This window comes from Flavobacterium bernardetii, assembly GCF_011305415.1.
GTDB lineage: Bacteria > Bacteroidota > Bacteroidia > Flavobacteriales > Flavobacteriaceae > Flavobacterium > Flavobacterium bernardetii.
Genome location: NZ_JAANOQ010000005.1, coordinates 224,014 through 240,240, shown reverse-complemented (window position 1 = coordinate 240,240; position 16,227 = coordinate 224,014). Strand labels below are relative to the sequence as shown.

The 16,227-nt window shown below is 29.0% G+C and carries 16 protein-coding genes and 1 tRNA gene; 4 read left to right on the top strand and 13 right to left on the bottom strand.

The features are described from left to right. Nucleotides 1-18 precede the first annotated feature (18 nt). From G6N05_RS10905 to G6N05_RS10895, 3 genes are all read right to left on the bottom strand, one after another. Nucleotides 19-1,503 (bottom strand): hypothetical protein, encoded by a 1,485-nt coding sequence (locus tag G6N05_RS10905; RefSeq protein WP_166128681.1) that lies wholly within the window; start codon nucleotides 1,501-1,503, stop codon nucleotides 19-21. 96 nt (nucleotides 1,504-1,599) lie between these two features. Beyond that, nucleotides 1,600-2,577 carry a hypothetical protein gene (locus G6N05_RS10900; RefSeq protein WP_166128677.1) on the bottom strand — a complete coding sequence of 326 codons (978 nt, stop codon included), beginning with the start codon at nucleotides 2,575-2,577 and terminating at the stop codon, nucleotides 1,600-1,602. Nucleotides 2,578-2,659: 82 nt separating this feature from the next. Further along, nucleotides 2,660-3,310: an outer membrane beta-barrel protein gene (locus G6N05_RS10895; protein WP_166128673.1), complete on the bottom strand. Its 651-nt coding sequence runs from the start codon at nucleotides 3,308-3,310 to the stop codon at nucleotides 2,660-2,662. A gap of 225 nt (nucleotides 3,311-3,535) precedes the next feature. Between G6N05_RS10895 and G6N05_RS10890 the strand changes: the two genes are divergently transcribed. Further along, entirely contained in the window at nucleotides 3,536-4,516 is a 981-nt protein-coding gene (locus tag G6N05_RS10890) for an SPFH domain-containing protein (protein WP_166128669.1), read from the top strand. A gap of 28 nt (nucleotides 4,517-4,544) precedes the next feature. On the opposite strand, the gene G6N05_RS10885 is transcribed toward G6N05_RS10890, so the two are convergent. The 4 genes from G6N05_RS10885 to G6N05_RS10870 form a co-directional block, all read right to left on the bottom strand. Next, nucleotides 4,545-4,799, bottom strand: a complete 255-nt coding sequence (locus G6N05_RS10885; protein ID WP_166128666.1) for a DUF6327 family protein — start codon at nucleotides 4,797-4,799, stop codon at nucleotides 4,545-4,547. Between the two features lie 3 nt (nucleotides 4,800-4,802). After that, the gene (locus G6N05_RS10880) at nucleotides 4,803-5,153 is read right to left on the bottom strand and encodes a competence protein (protein WP_166128663.1); all 351 of its coding nucleotides are present in this window, start codon (nucleotides 5,151-5,153) and stop codon (nucleotides 4,803-4,805) included. Beyond that, nucleotides 5,153-5,482, bottom strand: a complete 330-nt coding sequence (locus tag G6N05_RS10875) for a YtxH domain-containing protein (protein WP_166128660.1) — start codon at nucleotides 5,480-5,482, stop codon at nucleotides 5,153-5,155. The genes G6N05_RS10880 and G6N05_RS10875 overlap by 1 nt, the downstream gene beginning before the upstream one ends. Nucleotides 5,483-5,910: 428 nt before the next feature. After that, the gene (locus G6N05_RS10870; protein ID WP_166128655.1) at nucleotides 5,911-7,593 is read right to left on the bottom strand and encodes a glutamine--tRNA ligase/YqeY domain fusion protein; all 1,683 of its coding nucleotides are present in this window, start codon (nucleotides 7,591-7,593) and stop codon (nucleotides 5,911-5,913) included. A gap of 104 nt (nucleotides 7,594-7,697) precedes the next feature. Here G6N05_RS10870 and folB point away from each other — a divergent pair, with 104 nt between their 5' ends. Both folB and G6N05_RS10860 read left to right on the top strand, forming a co-directional pair. Beyond that, entirely contained in the window at nucleotides 7,698-8,054 is a 357-nt protein-coding gene (gene folB, locus G6N05_RS10865; protein ID WP_166128652.1) for a dihydroneopterin aldolase, read from the top strand. 135 nt (nucleotides 8,055-8,189) lie between these two features. Beyond that, nucleotides 8,190-8,260: transfer RNA gene (locus G6N05_RS10860), tRNA-Cys, on the top strand. 310 nt (nucleotides 8,261-8,570) lie between these two features. On the opposite strand, the gene G6N05_RS10855 is transcribed toward G6N05_RS10860, so the two are convergent. The 4 genes from G6N05_RS10855 to G6N05_RS10840 form a co-directional block, all read right to left on the bottom strand. Then, nucleotides 8,571-9,257, bottom strand: a complete 687-nt coding sequence (locus G6N05_RS10855) for a LysE family translocator (RefSeq protein WP_166128649.1) — start codon at nucleotides 9,255-9,257, stop codon at nucleotides 8,571-8,573. 185 nt (nucleotides 9,258-9,442) lie between these two features. Next, a complete protein-coding gene (locus tag G6N05_RS10850) occupies nucleotides 9,443-10,111 on the bottom strand; it encodes a head GIN domain-containing protein (RefSeq protein ID WP_166128646.1) in 669 nt (222 codons plus the stop codon). Between the two features lie 105 nt (nucleotides 10,112-10,216). Beyond that, the gene (gene rnr, locus G6N05_RS10845) at nucleotides 10,217-12,394 is read right to left on the bottom strand and encodes a ribonuclease R (RefSeq protein ID WP_166128642.1); all 2,178 of its coding nucleotides are present in this window, start codon (nucleotides 12,392-12,394) and stop codon (nucleotides 10,217-10,219) included. A 251-nt stretch (nucleotides 12,395-12,645) separates the two neighbouring features. Next, entirely contained in the window at nucleotides 12,646-14,130 is a 1,485-nt protein-coding gene (locus tag G6N05_RS10840) for a T9SS type A sorting domain-containing protein (RefSeq protein WP_166128638.1), read from the bottom strand. A 660-nt stretch (nucleotides 14,131-14,790) separates the two neighbouring features. Between G6N05_RS10840 and rpiB the strand changes: the two genes are divergently transcribed. Then, the gene (gene rpiB, locus G6N05_RS10835) at nucleotides 14,791-15,222 is read left to right on the top strand and encodes a ribose 5-phosphate isomerase B (protein ID WP_166128635.1); all 432 of its coding nucleotides are present in this window, start codon (nucleotides 14,791-14,793) and stop codon (nucleotides 15,220-15,222) included. A 42-nt stretch (nucleotides 15,223-15,264) separates the two neighbouring features. Here rpiB and G6N05_RS15775 read toward each other — a convergent pair whose 3' ends face one another. Continuing rightward, nucleotides 15,265-15,867 carry a trimeric intracellular cation channel family protein gene (locus G6N05_RS15775; RefSeq protein ID WP_166128632.1) on the bottom strand — a complete coding sequence of 201 codons (603 nt, stop codon included), beginning with the start codon at nucleotides 15,865-15,867 and terminating at the stop codon, nucleotides 15,265-15,267. Nucleotides 15,868-15,936: 69 nt separating this feature from the next. Next, complete coding sequence (locus G6N05_RS10825) at nucleotides 15,937-16,197, bottom strand: DUF1294 domain-containing protein (RefSeq protein ID WP_166128629.1); 261 nt, start codon at nucleotides 16,195-16,197, stop codon at nucleotides 15,937-15,939. Nucleotides 16,198-16,227 lie beyond the last annotated feature (30 nt).

The window sequence follows — 16,227 nt, the reverse complement described above, 5'->3', positions numbered from 1 at the left end:
AAATTTCAGGGCTTTTTTTTATAATTTAATTAAACCAATATGGTTAAATGTTCTTGTTAAGAAATTACCGTTTTTTAAATAAAAAGAATTTCTGAATAAAAGTTCTCTCTTGTCATTTTTATAATCAAAAATCTTGTGCTTTTTATATTTTCCATCAGGTTGAACAACAATAGAAAAAATTGATCTGTCTTTTAAATTTGAAACAAACCCTTTAGTAATATTTCTTTTCAAATCATCTTCATTCTTCAATTCAAAATTTGCCGCTAAATCATCATAAAAAACATAAATTACATCATCTTTAAACGTAGATGCTATAGATACATTTGAAAAATTACTTTGAAGTTTAGGGATTCTAGTTGTGTTCTCAATTTCAAAATTTTTCTTAAAATTAATAACTGCAATATCTCCATATTTTTTCACAGAACTATATGATACCATCGGTGAATTAAAACCAGATGTCATAGCACTATAATTATAATTCTGTTCAGCAACAACAGAATACCCGCCATTTGATTTATAATAAATATTTTTAATGTCATAAGCCATAAAATCATCTTTGTTGTTAATTTTTTCAGGATATAAACCGTCTACATTAACTAAATTCTCATTCACTAATTTATAATCATTACTACTAAAATTAGAGAAAAACATTTTACTTGTAACTCTTTTGTCTTTGCTATTTCCGTCTAAACTATTCAAAAAACCAGTAAAAATTACTGAATTAGGCGTCGTAAAAAAACAGTTGATATAAGAAATATCATAGCCTTTGAAATCAAAAGTAATGGGTTCTGTTGTTTGGTTATTTTTAGTAATAAAAGCAATATATTGGGTTTCACTAAAACCTTTCAATTTATCATTTTTCTCTTTTAATTTTGAAACAATTGAAATTATGTTTCCATTATTGTCTACATTAAAACTTTCAAACTTACTCTTATCATCGCTTACAGGAAAAATGTAATTTCCTTCATTAATAATTTTGGTAAATGTATTATCATAAACTTTATAGGTTAATTCTTGTTTCTTTTTATAAAAAAAAAGAATTTTTGATTTATCCTGTGATATTACTACTCCTCTTCTGGTTTTATCCATTTCATTAATTTCAAAAACCTTATTCAACTTTATTTTTTTTGATAAGTCTGAAGTTGATAAACCATAATATATTTGTAAAATATTTTTCTTTTCATCAAAACTTCTAACTAAATGAATGATTTTATCAGAAACAACTTCGTACTCTAAATTAGTATATTGTTTCAAAGTAGGGTCATCAAATTGAAACAAAGCATCCTCACAATCAAATGATAAATTTCCTTCTTTAATTTTTGTTAAGTTTTTATCTAAAACATAAAACTTCAATTGGTTGTTTTTTACAAAAGAAAAATACAAATCAGTATCTATTTCACCAATAATATCATAGGAATGCTTTATATCAAACGATTCAGACCATTGAAAAGTTGGAGATTGGGAAAAACTGAAAATAGAGAATAAAAATAAAAAATACTTCATAATAAAAAATAAGGTTAGGGTTTTAAAATAAGAAAGGGCAAATATAAATATTTACCCTGACTTAATAGTTTTGTATGTACTCGTATTGGAATAAAATTACTTACAATTTTTAATATTTTCTAAGTCTTTCTCCATTACATAATGACTGATATTTTGACCGAAAGCCGCAAAACCAGTTGGTAAAAACTGATACAATAATTTACCTGATTCGCAATCTACAACCACTTTATATGACATTATAAAAGATTGAGAAACTGGACCCATTCCTCCTTTTCCTATTTCCCAAGGCACAGAAAAAAGACAAACTTTATCAGCTGCTTTTTCAATAAAAGCTTTATCAAACTCTTCGTCAGAAACAAATTTTATATTTGAACCGTATGCAGCAATACATTTTGCTTTTGTAGTTTTTTCATATAAAACACTTTCTTTAACCAATAAAGTTTTAGCTGGTATTTGCTTACAATTACCTTTACTAATTAGTTGAACATACTTTTCAGAATTGATTGTTTTTTTATTTGTAATGATATAATCAACGTTTGATTGTAAAACATTTAAACAAAACTTATAATCAGATTCTAATAAAAATTTACCTGTTGCCTTTGATGCAGTTGTTAAGTAAACTTGAGAATCCGCTTTGTCATAGTTAGATTCAATTCTTGTGAAAACTAAAGTTGTGACAAACAAACTACTTTTAGAACCAAAATCGATATCAATATCTTTTAGTCTTAAATTTCTTAAAACAGCATATGACTTATTTTTTTGATCTCTTAAAGCTTCAACTTCCGATTTCGTTTTAAATTCGATGTTTGAATTCAAATTCCAGTACTTTTTAGCATATAATTGAATTTCAGCATTATAATTGCTAATCATTTCATTGTATAATTTAAGATCAGTAGCGTATTTTGGTTTAGAAAGTTTTTTTACAATTTTTTCATCTGCTTCTAATAATTCTACTATTAAATTTCTTGTTTTTAAATTAGCAAATATTTTAGCGTCTCCATGAAAATGTGAACTTACTTGCCCGTTTGAATAAAAGGAAATAAAGCATAATACTAGTAATAAAATTTTTTTCATAATAATAATTTAAGTTAAGTGTTAAATAAGAAAGGGCAAATATAAATATTTACCCTTTCGTTTATGTGTTTTTGTAAGTATTTTACAAATAAATAGTCAAATGTGCACTTGCCATTCCTATGTTTCCTTTGAATTTTTCTCCAATACTTGGAACTTTATCATTATTGTTTAAGTTATTGAAAAAGTTATTTAAACCATATTGATACCCTAAACGCAATCTGAAGTTTTTCACTCCAAAATTAACACCTGCGTAAATATTTGCATTGATTTTAGAAACATCCGTAATGTCTTTTGCGGTTAATAAAGGTTGATCAACTAAAATATTGTTTTCTTGTTCTTTATCAATTACTAATTTATCATTAATTTGAAGTACTGGTCCAAACTCTATATTTAAATGGTTTTTACTTACCACATAACCAGGCATAATATAAATTTGAACAGCAGATAATTTGTAGTTCGTTTCAACAATAGAAACTATTTTTCTGGTTTGAACAGAGAAATTACTATCGGTAAAAAACATACCGAAACTCATTTGCCAATCGTTATAAAAATTTCCACGAACGTGAAAACCTCCTGTCCAACCAGTTTGTGGTGTTATATTAAAATTATTAGTAAAAATATTCATTTGAGTTAAACCACCACTAATACCAATTCGATTACTGTCTTTATGACCTCTTTGAGCCACTCCAACAATTGAAAATAAGGCACATACTACAATTAAAATCTTTTTCATTTCTATATATTAAGGGTGCAAAAGTAGTATAATTATTTAATTAATAGGCCTAAAAATGGTTTTAGCCACGAATTCACAGATTTATGATTAAAAATTAGAATAAAATCAAAGTAAATAAGTCGATAATTCGTGGCTGAAATTTACATACAATGTTATTAAAATGTAATTATTGTAACTTTTATCAGAAACAAACGTATAACAAGTGTAACTAAAAAATTATTCACTATGTCACCAATTTTAATTATTATCCTAGTCTTAGGATTATTTATTTTATTAAGTTCTTTTTTTACTGTAAAACAACAAACGGCTGTAGTAATTGAGCGTTTCGGAAAGTTTACAAGCATTAGAAGTTCGGGTTTACAACTTAAACTTCCTATCATTGATAGAATTGCGGGAAGAGTAAATCTTCGTATTCAACAACTTGATGTTTTAATTGAAACCAAAACGAAAGATAACGTGTTTATCAAAATGAAAGTTTCTGTTCAATTTAATGTGATTCAAACTAAAGTGTATGAAGCTTTTTACAAATTAGAATACCCGCATGATCAAATTACAGCATATGTTTTTGATGTAGTTCGTGCTGAAGTTCCTAAATTGATTTTAGATGATGTGTTTTTAAGAAAAGATGATATTGCCATTGCGGTAAAACGTGAATTAAACGAAGCCATGACAACTTATGGATACGATATTATCAATACATTGGTGACAGATATTGATCCAGATATTCAAGTTAAAAATGCAATGAACAGAATTAATGCTGCTGATAGAGAAAAAACGGCTGCTGAATTTGAATCAGAAGCACAACGTATTAGAATTGTTGCCAAAGCTAAAGCGGAAGCAGAAAGTAAAAAATTACAAGGTCAAGGTATTGCGGATCAAAGACGTGAAATTGCTCGTGGTTTAGTAGAAAGTGTTGAAGTTTTAAACAATGTTGGAATCAATTCTCAAGAAGCTTCTGCTTTAATTGTTGTTACTCAACATTATGACACATTACAAGCGATTGGTGCAGATACGAATAGTAATTTAATTTTATTACCGAACTCGCCACAAGCTGGAAGTGATATGTTAAATAATATGGTAGCAAGTTTTACTGCAAGTAACCAAATTGGTGAAACGATGAAAAACCAACCGAAACGTCCTAAGAAAAAAGGAGATCATACTTCAACAGATTATAATCCATCGGATACAACAAATCCAGAGGTTTAAATTATATTTTTTACAACAAAAAAGAGGCTTAATCGCCTCTTTTTCTATTTAAATACCAGTTGAATACATAAGGAATAAGCATTTTTAAAATGGTTCCATACGTTCCAGAAAATACCTTTTGATATATATTTCCAATTAATGTTGCAGATTTAGAAGGCAAAATACTTTCCTTAGTTTTGTCTATACTTAATACCATTTTTTGATAAGAAATTTCTTTTTCTAATTTAAGAATTTCTAAATCGCGTTCAATCTCAGCGTATGAGGAATATTTTTTGTTCTCCATAACTTAGTCGTTAAAAAATATTTCTGAGAATTTTTCTAAAATGGTTCCTTCTACAATTTTATCTTTTACTAAAAATAAAAGTAACGCTAAAACTAAATAAACTCCAGCTACACATAAAAAACCTAACGGATAACTTTCTAATACATTACCTAAAGCAAAGGCGCCTGCAACGGATAAAAAAAGCAAAACTATTGAAAGACAAATGGCAATTAAAAAAAACTTAAGCATCAAAGTAGTAGATTTCATCGCTACCTTAAAACCCCAAAGTTTATAGTACGCAATACTACTTTCAAGATACACTTTAGCGTTTTCTTGAATAGCTTCTGTATTTTCTTTTAACTCTTCAAAAGCCATTATTTTTGAAGTTTAGCATTTTGTTGTTTTAATTCGGCTAATTTTTCTTCCAGAAACGAAATCGCTTCTTCGGCTTTATAACTAGAATTTGAAAGTAAATTATCTACCGTTTCTTTTAAGTCTTCTTTAGAGCCCGAAAGTTTAGCACGAATATCTTCTTCATAATCTGCTAATTTATTATTGACGTCAATTTTCAAATCATCTAAATTGCCTTTTATTTTTTCTCTTGTTTTTGATCCTTTATCTGGAGCAAATAAAATTCCTACTCCAACTCCAATTGCCGCACCAAGTAAAAGTGCAATTGCATTATTTCCATTATTGTTTGCCATAACTATTTTTTTTAATAATTATAAAGTTACAAAATTCATTTTGAAGTAATGTTAAATCGTCGTTAAACATAAATTGATGATTTTTGATGAAAAATGTAACAAAAATCAAAATAAAGCGATTTAAGAAAACTTCTTAACTATAGATGTAAAAACACTTTAAGTAAAATTAATTTTTTATTAGAATTAATTTATGGATGTCACTTTTTTAAGTTTTTAATTATTGATATTTAATTTTTAATAGATTTTATAAATAATAAGAAATATATATAATAAGAAATATATATAATAAGAAATATATATAATAAGAAATATTTATATAAAAGATTCTGAAATAAATTCAGAATAAAAAAAACCTACAAGGAAAATTCTTGTAGGTTTGAAATATTATTTAAATTCTGAAACAAGTTCAGAATGACAAACTTCTTTTTTTATTGTTCAGAAACTTTTGCCCAAGTATCTCTTAAGCCAACTGTTTTGTTGAAAACTAGTTTTTCTGCTGAAGAATCTCTATCGACACAGAAATATCCTAAACGTTGAAATTGGAAATGATCCAATTCTTTTGAAGTTTGTAAACTTGGTTCTACAAAACCTGTAATCACTTTTAACGATTCTGGATTGATGTATTCTTTGAAGTCTACTTCCTTGTTTCCATCTGGATTTTCATGAGTAAATAAACGGTCATAAATTCTAACTTCAGCTTGTTTTGCGTGAGCGATTGAAACCCAGTGAATCACTCCTTTTACTTTTCTATTACTTGCTTCTGTTCCACTACCAGACTTAGAATCAACATCATATGTACAATGAATTTCTGTAATATTTCCGTCAGCATCTTTTATAACTGATTCACCTTTAATGATATACGCATTTTTCAAACGTACTTCAGTTCCTAAAGTTAGACGGAAAAATTTCTTGTGAGCTTCCTCTTGAAAATCTTCTTGTTCAATGTATAATTCTTTAGAAAAAGGTACTTCTCTGTATGTCATTACCTCTTCTTCTGGATTATTTTCAGCTGTTAGCCATTCTTCTTTTCCTTCAGGATAATTCGTAATTACTAATTTAATCGGATTTAAAACCGCCATCACACGAGGTGCAATTTTATTTAAATCTTCACGAATACAGAAATCTAAAAGCGACACATCAATTAAATTCGAACGTTTTGCAATACCAATTGTGTTGGCAAAATTACGAATTGCTGTAGCTGTAATTCCACGTCTTCTCATTCCAGAAATCGTACTCATACGAGGATCATCCCAACCTGTAACATGCTTTTCTTCAACCAATTGTAACAATTTACGTTTAGAAACTACAGTGTGTGATAAATTTCTACGAGCAAATTCTCTTTGTTTCGGTCGGACTTTCGTTTCATCATAAATTTGATTCAAAAACCAATCGTATAATTCTCTATGTGGTAAAAATTCTAACGTACAAAAGGAGTGAGAAATTTGTTCTAAATAATCACTTTCACCGTGAGCCCAATCGTACATTGGATAAATACACCAATCGTTACCTGTACGGTGATGATGCGCGTGCATGATACGATAAATAATAGGATCACGCATTAACATATTGTTCGCACCCATAGAAATTTTAGCACGTAAAACATGAGTTCCTTTTTCGAATTCTCCGTTTTTCATACGAGTAAATAAGTCTAAATTCTCTTCGATAGAACGACTTCTAAAAGGAGAATCTGTTCCTGGAGTAGTTGGAGTTCCTTTTTGAATCGCCATATCTTCAGAAGATTGACTATCCACATACGCTTTATCTTTTTTGATTAATTCCACTGCCCAATCGTATAATTGTTGGAAATAATCAGAAGCATAACATTCTTTATCCCAGCTAAAACCTAGCCATTCCACGTCTTTTTTAATCGCATCCACAAATTCTTGTTCTTCTTTCGAAGGATTTGTATCGTCGAAACGTAAATTAACCGGTGCTTTATAATCTATTCCTAAACCAAAATTAAGGCAAATCGCACTGGCATGTCCTACGTGTAAATACCCATTTGGTTCTGGTGGAAAACGAAAACGTAATTTATCAGCTGATAAACCATTTTTTAAATCGTCTTCTATAATTTGTTCTATAAAATTTAAAGATTTTTCTTCTGCAGACATAAGAATTTGTAATTTTGACAAAGATAACAATAAGTTTATAAGTTTAAAATGTTTATGAGTTTAAAAGACTGTAAACTGTAACTGTAAACTGATAACTAAAAAAAATGGGAATTATAAAATTAACTAATATTCGAACGTTTTCTTTTCATGGATGTTTGGAAGAAGAAGCAAAAATAGGCAGTAATTATCGTGTAGATTTAACGATAAAAACGAATTTAGAACCTTCAGCTAAAACAGATGAATTAACTGATACGGTAGATTATGTAGATTTAAACCGAATTGTTGTAGAAGAAATGGCAATTAGAGCCAAACTTTTAGAACATGTTGCGAAAAGAATTATAGATAGAGTGTTGAAAGAACTAAAAATGGTGACAAAAATTGAAGTCGAAGTTACGAAATTGAATCCTCCAATTGGTGGTGATGTTGAAGGAGTTACGATAATAATGAAACAGAAAAGATAGTTTTTTATATAGTGAAAAGTGATAAGTAAATAGTGAATAGCTGAAAATAACACGGAGAAAATCAAAATAAATTAAAAACTTTTTACTTTTTACTTTTTACTTTTTACTTTTTTAGTATATTTGCAATCCAATTATGGCGTCGTGGCCGAGCGGCTAGGCACCGGTCTGCAAAACCGTCTACTCCGGTTCGAATCCGGACGATGCCTCAGAAAGAGTTACTTGAAAAAGTAGCTCTTTTTTTTTATGGTAAATTTTTAGAAAAAATTAAGTAAAGTTGTGGTTCGAATCCGGACGATGATTTAGAAAGAGTTACTTGAAATAGAGATGTTTTTTTTATAACACAAAGTTTCACAAAGAGATTCACGAAGTTTTAAACACAGATTTCACAGATTGACACAAAATTAATACGTACAGTTTGTCATCCTGAAAGGATCTTTATTAACACAAAAATTCAATTAATAAAAAACCCTTCAAGAGTTTAAAACTTTTGAAGAGTTAAATAAATAATATTATAATTTACTCACCAACATGTTCAATTCCTAATTTATCTTCTACAATATCTTTTCCTTTTGGAAAAATACCTTGAAGAATTAAAAAAGCTCCGAAAATTAAAATGACAATACTGATAATTCTTTTAATTTTATAAATGTTGGTTGGTGTTAATTTGTGTTTTAATTGTTTGGCTACTACTATTTTAAAAACATCTATAGCTAAATAAAAAAGTAAGGTAGACGTAAAAAAGGTAAAAATTCTTAATGGTTTCATTTCTAATTGTGGTCCTTGTGTAATGATCACCATCATCCAAAATCCAAGTATTCCAATATTGATAATGTTTAAGAAAAAACCTTTAAAGAATAAGCCTAAATAGTTGTTTTTCTTAATATCTTCCTCATCATCTTCCTCCATTTTTTCATTGAATTTTTTCTTTAAAGCTACATAAGAAACAATTCCGTAAGTGGACATAATTAAACCGCCAATAATATAAATAATTGGGTTGTCTTTTAATTGAGCAAGTATCTGATTGGTAGCGAAATAAGCAATTAATATAAAAATTAAATCACTAAAAACAATTCCTAAATCGAAAGTAAACGCCGCTTTAAATCCTTTCGTGATACTAGTTTCTAATAACATGAAAAAACCAGGACCAATTGAAATAGCTAATAAAAATGCCCAAGGAATGGCTAATAATATATCGTGAATCATTAAAAAAGTTTAAAAGTTTAAAGTTTATGAGTTTAAAAGGTTTTGTAAACAAATTAACTTGAATTGTAAAATTAGTAATTTTAAAAGTTATAAAAAAACCTACAAGTAAATTTACTTATAGGTTTTAGAATTATTGAGATTTTAAGATTTCTTTTTTTAATCGAAATAAAATTTTTGTAAGTAGATTATTTCGCTTGAATAATTTTTCCACCAGCAACTGTTTTCTGATTAATTTGCTTTGGTTTTCCGAAAATAGTGATTGTTCCACCAGCTCTTGTTTTAGCTTCTACTAAATCTGTAGCATACACATTAGCTAAACCACCAGCGTTTACTGTAACAGTAGTTTGTTGTGTAATACAATATTCGCCATCATATTTAGCACCAGAATTAGATAAAACATCCTGGTTTTTTACCGTTCCTTTTACAGTAACAATACTTCCAGCGCCACAACGAACGGTTAGCTTTTCAGCGACTAAGTTTTTTAAAACCACCTCAGAACCTTCTTTGGTAATAATATCGAAACCAATGGCTTTAATTTCACTTTCTGAAGCAATTCTACTTCCTTCATTGGCTTCTACAGCATCTAATTTCTTAAAATAGACTGTTGCAGAAATAGCATCACCTTTTAATAATTTTCCTAAAGGTAAACGTAATTTTAATTCGCCATTATTATTTACTAATTCTACTTCTTCAGAATTGGTTCCTTGTAAAATAACTTTGTTCTCCGTTCCTGGTAAAAGTAACACGTCTATTTTATCAAAAGAGGTAACTTTATTAAAATCACCAACAGATTTCTCAGTTTGGGCGAAAGAAATTGAACTTAAGAATAATATCGAATAAATGATTTTTTTCATTTTTATATTTTTAAAGATTCTGAAACAAGTTCAGAATGACAATTGTGAATTTATTTACTATTTTAACTAAACACTGAGACTGAATACTGTGACTGCGACTGAATACTATTTATTTTCTCTAACAAAATGAAAATCCAGTTGTTTTTTCACTAAATCGGCATTCTTTACTTTAACCCAAACTTCATCTCCTAATTGTATTAAATTTTTAGAAACTTCGCCAACTAAAGCATATTGTTTGTCGTCAAACGTGTAATAATCGTCTTTAATTTCTCTAATACGAACCATTCCTTCACATTTGTTTTCGATAATTTCTACATAAATTCCCCATTCGGTCACTCCAGAAACTACTCCTAAAAACTCTTGATCTTTATGGTCTTGCATGTATTTGACTTGCATGTATTTAATAGAATCTCTTTCTGCTTTTGCAGCTAAACCTTCTCTATCTGAAGAATGCATACATTTTTCTTCGTACAATTCTTCACTCACACTTTTGCCGCCATCTAAATAAAACTGTAACAAACGGTGTGCCATAACATCAGGATAACGACGAATTGGCGAAGTAAAATGCGAATAATAATCGAACGCTAATCCGTAATGACCAATATTATGGGTTGAATACGCGGCTTTACTCATACAACGAATCGTAAGAGTATCGACCATATTTTGTTCTTTTTTTCCTTGAACATCTTCTAATAATTTATTCAAAGAAGTAGAAATATCTTGTTTCGATTTTAAATTTAAATTATAACCGAATTTAGAAATCACATTTTGTAACCCAAATAATTTATCTTCATTTGGTTCATCGTGAATTCTGTATACAAATGTTTTCTTTTGTTTTCCTATAAATTCAGCCACTTTTCTGTTAGCCAACAACATAAATTCTTCAATCAAATGATTGGCATCTTTACTTTGTTTGAAATACACACCAACTGGTTCAGCATTTTCATTTAAGTTGAATTTCACTTCTACTTTATCGAAAGAAATAGCACCCGCATTCATTCTTTTTCTACGAAGAATTTTGGCTAAATCATCCATTTTTAAAGTCGCTTCTACAATTGGTTTTGGCGCGTGGTATTCTTTTCCAGTTAAGGAAATATGAGCTGGAATTATATCTGATTTACTTTCGATTATTTCTTGAGCTTCTTCATACGCAAAGCGTTGATCCGAATAAATTACCGTTCTTCCAAACCAAGAATCAATCACTTCTGCCTTTTCATTTAATTGAAAAATAGCGGAAAAAGTATATTTTTCTTCATTTGGTCGAAGTGAACAAGCAAAATTAGATAACACTTCTGGTAACATAGGAACAACTCTATCTACTAAATATACAGAAGTCGCTCTATCATACGCTTCATCATCTAAAATAGTTCCTTCTTGAAGGTAATGAGAAACATCGGCAATATGTACACCAATTTCATAATTTCCATTTGGTAAGACTTGAAACGATAACGCATCATCGAAATCTTTAGCATCTTTTGGATCAATAGTAAACGTTAAGACTTTTCTCATGTCTTTTCGTTTTGCAATTTCTTCTTCTGTTATAGATGTATCAATTTGATTTGCGTAGGCTTCGACTTCAATTGGGAAATCGTATGGTAAACCATATTCGGCTAAAATCGCATGAATTTCTGTATCGTGTTCTCCTGGTTTTCCTAAAACTTTAATCACTTTTCCGAAAGGAGAATCGGCTTTTTTTGGCCAATCGACCATAGAAACTAAAACTACATCACCATGTTGCGCCTCAAATATTTCATTTTTTGGAATGAAAATATCAGTGTACATTTTAGCATTTGTAGTCGTTACGAAAGCAAAGTTTTTTTGAATATCTATAACTCCGACAAATTCTGTTTTCGCTCTTTCTAAAATTTCTAAAACTTCAGCTTCTGGTTTACGAGAACTTCTTCTGTTGTAAATGTAACATTTGACTTTATCACCATCTAAAGCGTGGTTTAAATTGATAAACGGAATATACACATCATCTTCTAATTCTTTACAAACAAAATATCCTGATTTACGAGTGGTCATATCAACAGTTCCTTCGTAATATTCTGCTTTGGAAATGATTCTGAATTTACCACGTTCGGTTTCTTCAATTTTTCCTGCTTTCTTTAAAACTAAAAGTTCTTTAATAATTTCGTTTCTACTTTGTGTATCATTGACTTCAATTATCGCAGCAATTTGCTTGTAATTGAAATCTTTATTGGGTTCTTTCGATAGTATTTTATATACGTGAGCCGAAAAATCTTTGGCTTTTTTTGACATTTTTCTAAAATTCTTTTTCATTTGTTCTTAACATTATTTTTAATGGTCAAATGGTATCGCTTTCTATTTATTTGATTCTATTTTTAATACTTGCGATTTCATATTTCTTCATTAATCATTCTTAATATGGATTAAAAGTACAAAGAAGTATTTATAAATCGGAATTAAGTAGTAAGATTTAATAAAATATTAATTTTTATAAAATCTAAAATAAAATAAAAAAGGTTGTCTAAATAATTTCAGACAACCTTTTTTAAAAACGAAATATGTATTTATTCCACAATAATAGTTTTTGTGGCTTTACCTTGATTTGTGATTACTTCTACAAAATAATTTCCTTTAGCTAAAGATTTAACGTCAATAGTTTTATTTTTTTCTGATTTAATAATTTGACCTAAAGTATTATAAATGTTTACTTTTTCAAGAGTTAAATTATTTTCTAAATTGATATTTATAAACTCAGAAGTTGGATTTGGATAAATTGAGAAATTATCTAAAACAAAACTATCAGAATTTAAGAAAGCGGATAAATCATACACACGTACATGACCAGAATCTGTTCCATTTCCGTCATTATAACGAGCTCCTATTGCTACCGTATTTCCATCACTTGATAAAGAAACACTTGATCCACTCTTATCACCTTCAGATTCTCCATCAATATCTATACCTACTTGAGTCCAAACATCTGATATATTTTTAAAGATACGTACATGACCTAAATCTGCACCATTTCCATCATTTTGAGGAGCACCTATTGCAACTATATTTCCATCACCTGATAAAGAAACAGCATCACCAAATTTATCCATTTCCGCATCTCCATAAATAGGTAAACCTATTAGAGTCCAAACATCCGATATATTTTTATAAATTCGAACAGCACCACAATTAACAATATTTACATTATCATCGAAAAAAGTTCCTATAGCAATTATATTACCATCATTTGATAAAGAAATACTTTTACCACTATAATCAAGAGATGAATCTCCATCAATATCAGAGCCTATTTTAGTCCAAACTCCTGATATATTTTTATAAATCCTTACTTTACCTGAATCAAAACCAGGATCAGTAGAACTACCATCATTGTAAGGAGCTCCTATTGCTAATACATTACCATCACTTGATAAAGAAACACTAGTTCCACTTAGTTCAGTTACTGTTTCTCCATTAATATCTGAGCCAATTTGTGTCCAAGCTCCTAACACATTTTTAAAGATACGTACATGACCAGATTGTGATCCATTTCCATCATTCCCATAAGCTCCTATTGCTACTACACTACCATCACTTGATAAGGAAACACTATACCCGCTATAATCGCCTGCTGCTTCTCCATTAATATCTGAACCCAATTGTGACCAAACTCCTAATATATTTTTAAAAATACGAACATGACCAGAATATCCACCATTCCCATCATTCCCATAAGCTCCAATAGCAACTATACTACCATCACTCGACAAAGAAACACTAGATCCACTAATATCCACTGAAGCTTCCCCATTAATATCTGATCCTATTTGTGTCCAAACACCTAATACATTTTTATAAATACGTACATGACCAGATTGTGATCCATTTCCATCATTTTGAGTAGCTCCAATTGCAATTACACTACCATCATTTGATAAAGAAACACTATCTCCACTATAATCGTCTATTGCTTCTCCATTGATATCTGATCCTATTTGTGTTTGTCCGAAAGAGATTATAGAACTAAGAAATGCTAAAAAGTATAATTTTTTCATATTTAAATAATTTTTATTTTATCAAATGTAATCATTTAATATTATCTTCTAAAATCTGAAAGTTTTCAACATATATTAAAAACAACAAAAATATTTTTTAATTAAATTTAAATTATTGATGGTTATTATAGCGTGTTAATATGTACTATAAATTTATTTTCAAATGTTGTTTTTTAAACTTATAGTTAGTTATACAAAGTAATAAACAATGTTAATTTAATGTAAAGTCTTAGTTTTCAATTTGATTGAAAATTAAAAAGAAATCTTATTAACAACTGTTAAAATCTAAAAGTAGTTATCCTTTGTATAAAACTAAGTTTTCAAAATTTGTTAATAACCATCTAAAAACTATTAATAAAAAAACAATAAGATGTAACAACTTAATTAGGATTTGTAGTTTGGGATTTTGATTACAATTTTAAATCAGATAACCAAAAAAAACTTCTTACATTCTATCTTTAGTTATTAACATGTTTTGTTAAATTAAGATTAACTGATTATCAAGCAATTGCGATTTTCTATTAACAATGCACTTTTTTTGTTAAAATTTTTACGAATTCTTACTTTTTCCTTAACTTAATAATAAATACAAATTTACTTCTTGATACAGAGGATATTGATTATTTTTGTCAAACAATATTAACAACACAATACACACTTATGACTATCTCAATTGGCAATGACCACGCGGGTCCAGACTACAAAAAAGCAATTGTTGACTATCTAGAAAACAACGGACATCAAGTTATTAACCATGGAACGGACACTTTTGAAAGTGTAGATTATCCTGATTTCGGACACGCAGTTGCGTATGATGTGGAAAGTAAAAAAGCACATTTCGGAATTGTAATTTGTGGTTCTGGAAACGGAATTGTGATGTCGGCAAACAAACACCAAGATATTCGTGCGGCTTTATGTTGGACTAAAGAAATTGCGGAATTAGCACGTCAGCATAATGATGCGAATATAATTTCTATTCCAGCACGTTATACTTCTATTCAACAAGCTGTAGAAATGGTTGATACTTTTTTAAGTACCGAATTTGAAGGCGGAAGACACGCGAATAGAGTTAATAAAATTGCTTGTAAATAAATTAAAATAAGATTTCGCTCATTATACAATGTGGGCGAAATTTTAAATCATAGGTAATTGTAATTTTTTTCGAATTGAATAAATTCGAATGGTTGCCGTTACCAACACACATACAATCATACTGATTTCGGCATTAATTTTAAAAAATTTCATAGCTAAATATAAAGCACCACCAATTAAACAAGCTGTGGCATAAAGTTCTCCAGGTTTTAATAAATTCGGTACTGAATTACATAAAATATCGGCTATTAATCCACCAAAAGTTGCTGTAATTACACCCATTATTAAAGCATAACCTTCACTAATTCCAGCTTGAAGGGCAATTTGTAAACCCACAATTGTAAAAAATCCAATACCAAATGCATCTGTCCAAAACAGTAATTTTTTAATCACTTTAAAGTCCAACTTAAAGAAAAATGTTAAGATGGTTGCGATAAGAACTAGTATGATTGCAAAGTTGTCATTAATCCAACTCACAGGTCGAATTCCAATTAATAAATCACGAGTTGTTCCACCGCCATACGCCATTACGAAAGACAAAATCACAGCGCCAATTAAATCGAAACGCTCGGTTCTCGCTTTTAAAACACCGGTTACAGCAAAAACAAATATGCCTAAGTAAGAAAGTATGGGTAAAATTTCCACAGCAAAAAATAAAATCGGTTAATAAGTAAACAAAAATAGTACTATTTCAGCAAAATAGTAGTTTTAATATTATCGCAACAAAAAATAAATTCCAACAATATTTAGTATAAAAATAAATATAAAACGCCACATAAAAGTTGCTTTTGAAATTTTATGGTTAAAAACTAAAATAGCAAACATTCCACCTACAGCTCCGCCAATTGTCGATACTGTAAAAAGCTCTTTTTCAGGAATTCGTCTCTTGTTTTTTATCGCCAAGAATTTATCAAAACCAAAAAGTATAAAACTGATGGCATTTATAGATAAAAGATAAAGTAAAAAGAGTTTCATTTATGATTTAATTATTCGCGCAAAGATAGT

What these genes read in the sequence shown, in the direction of transcription:
- G6N05_RS10895 (WP_166128673.1), bottom strand. Translation starts at nt 3,310, where the DNA reads ATGAAAAAGATTTTAATTGTAGTATGTGCCTTATTTTCAATTGTTGGA.
- G6N05_RS10905 (WP_166128681.1), bottom strand. Translation starts at nt 1,503, where the DNA reads ATGAAGTATTTTTTATTTTTATTCTCTATTTTCAGTTTTTCCCAATCT.
- G6N05_RS10825 (WP_166128629.1), bottom strand. Translation starts at nt 16,197, where the DNA reads ATGAAACTCTTTTTACTTTATCTTTTATCTATAAATGCCATCAGTTTT.
- G6N05_RS10890 (WP_166128669.1), top strand. Translation starts at nt 3,536, where the DNA reads ATGTCACCAATTTTAATTATTATCCTAGTCTTAGGATTATTTATTTTA.
- G6N05_RS10870 (WP_166128655.1), bottom strand. Translation starts at nt 7,593, where the DNA reads ATGTCTGCAGAAGAAAAATCTTTAAATTTTATAGAACAAATTATAGAA.
- G6N05_RS10875 (WP_166128660.1), bottom strand. Translation starts at nt 5,482, where the DNA reads ATGGCAAACAATAATGGAAATAATGCAATTGCACTTTTACTTGGTGCG.
- G6N05_RS10850 (WP_166128646.1), bottom strand. Translation starts at nt 10,111, where the DNA reads ATGAAAAAAATCATTTATTCGATATTATTCTTAAGTTCAATTTCTTTC.
- G6N05_RS10885 (WP_166128666.1), bottom strand. Translation starts at nt 4,799, where the DNA reads ATGGAGAACAAAAAATATTCCTCATACGCTGAGATTGAACGCGATTTA.
- rnr (WP_166128642.1), bottom strand. Translation starts at nt 12,394, where the DNA reads ATGAAAAAGAATTTTAGAAAAATGTCAAAAAAAGCCAAAGATTTTTCG.
- G6N05_RS10880 (WP_166128663.1), bottom strand. Translation starts at nt 5,153, where the DNA reads ATGGCTTTTGAAGAGTTAAAAGAAAATACAGAAGCTATTCAAGAAAAC.
- rpiB (WP_166128635.1), top strand. Translation starts at nt 14,791, where the DNA reads ATGACTATCTCAATTGGCAATGACCACGCGGGTCCAGACTACAAAAAA.
- folB (WP_166128652.1), top strand. Translation starts at nt 7,698, where the DNA reads ATGGGAATTATAAAATTAACTAATATTCGAACGTTTTCTTTTCATGGA.
- G6N05_RS10900 (WP_166128677.1), bottom strand. Translation starts at nt 2,577, where the DNA reads ATGAAAAAAATTTTATTACTAGTATTATGCTTTATTTCCTTTTATTCA.
- G6N05_RS10840 (WP_166128638.1), bottom strand. Translation starts at nt 14,130, where the DNA reads ATGAAAAAATTATACTTTTTAGCATTTCTTAGTTCTATAATCTCTTTC.
- G6N05_RS10855 (WP_166128649.1), bottom strand. Translation starts at nt 9,257, where the DNA reads ATGATTCACGATATATTATTAGCCATTCCTTGGGCATTTTTATTAGCT.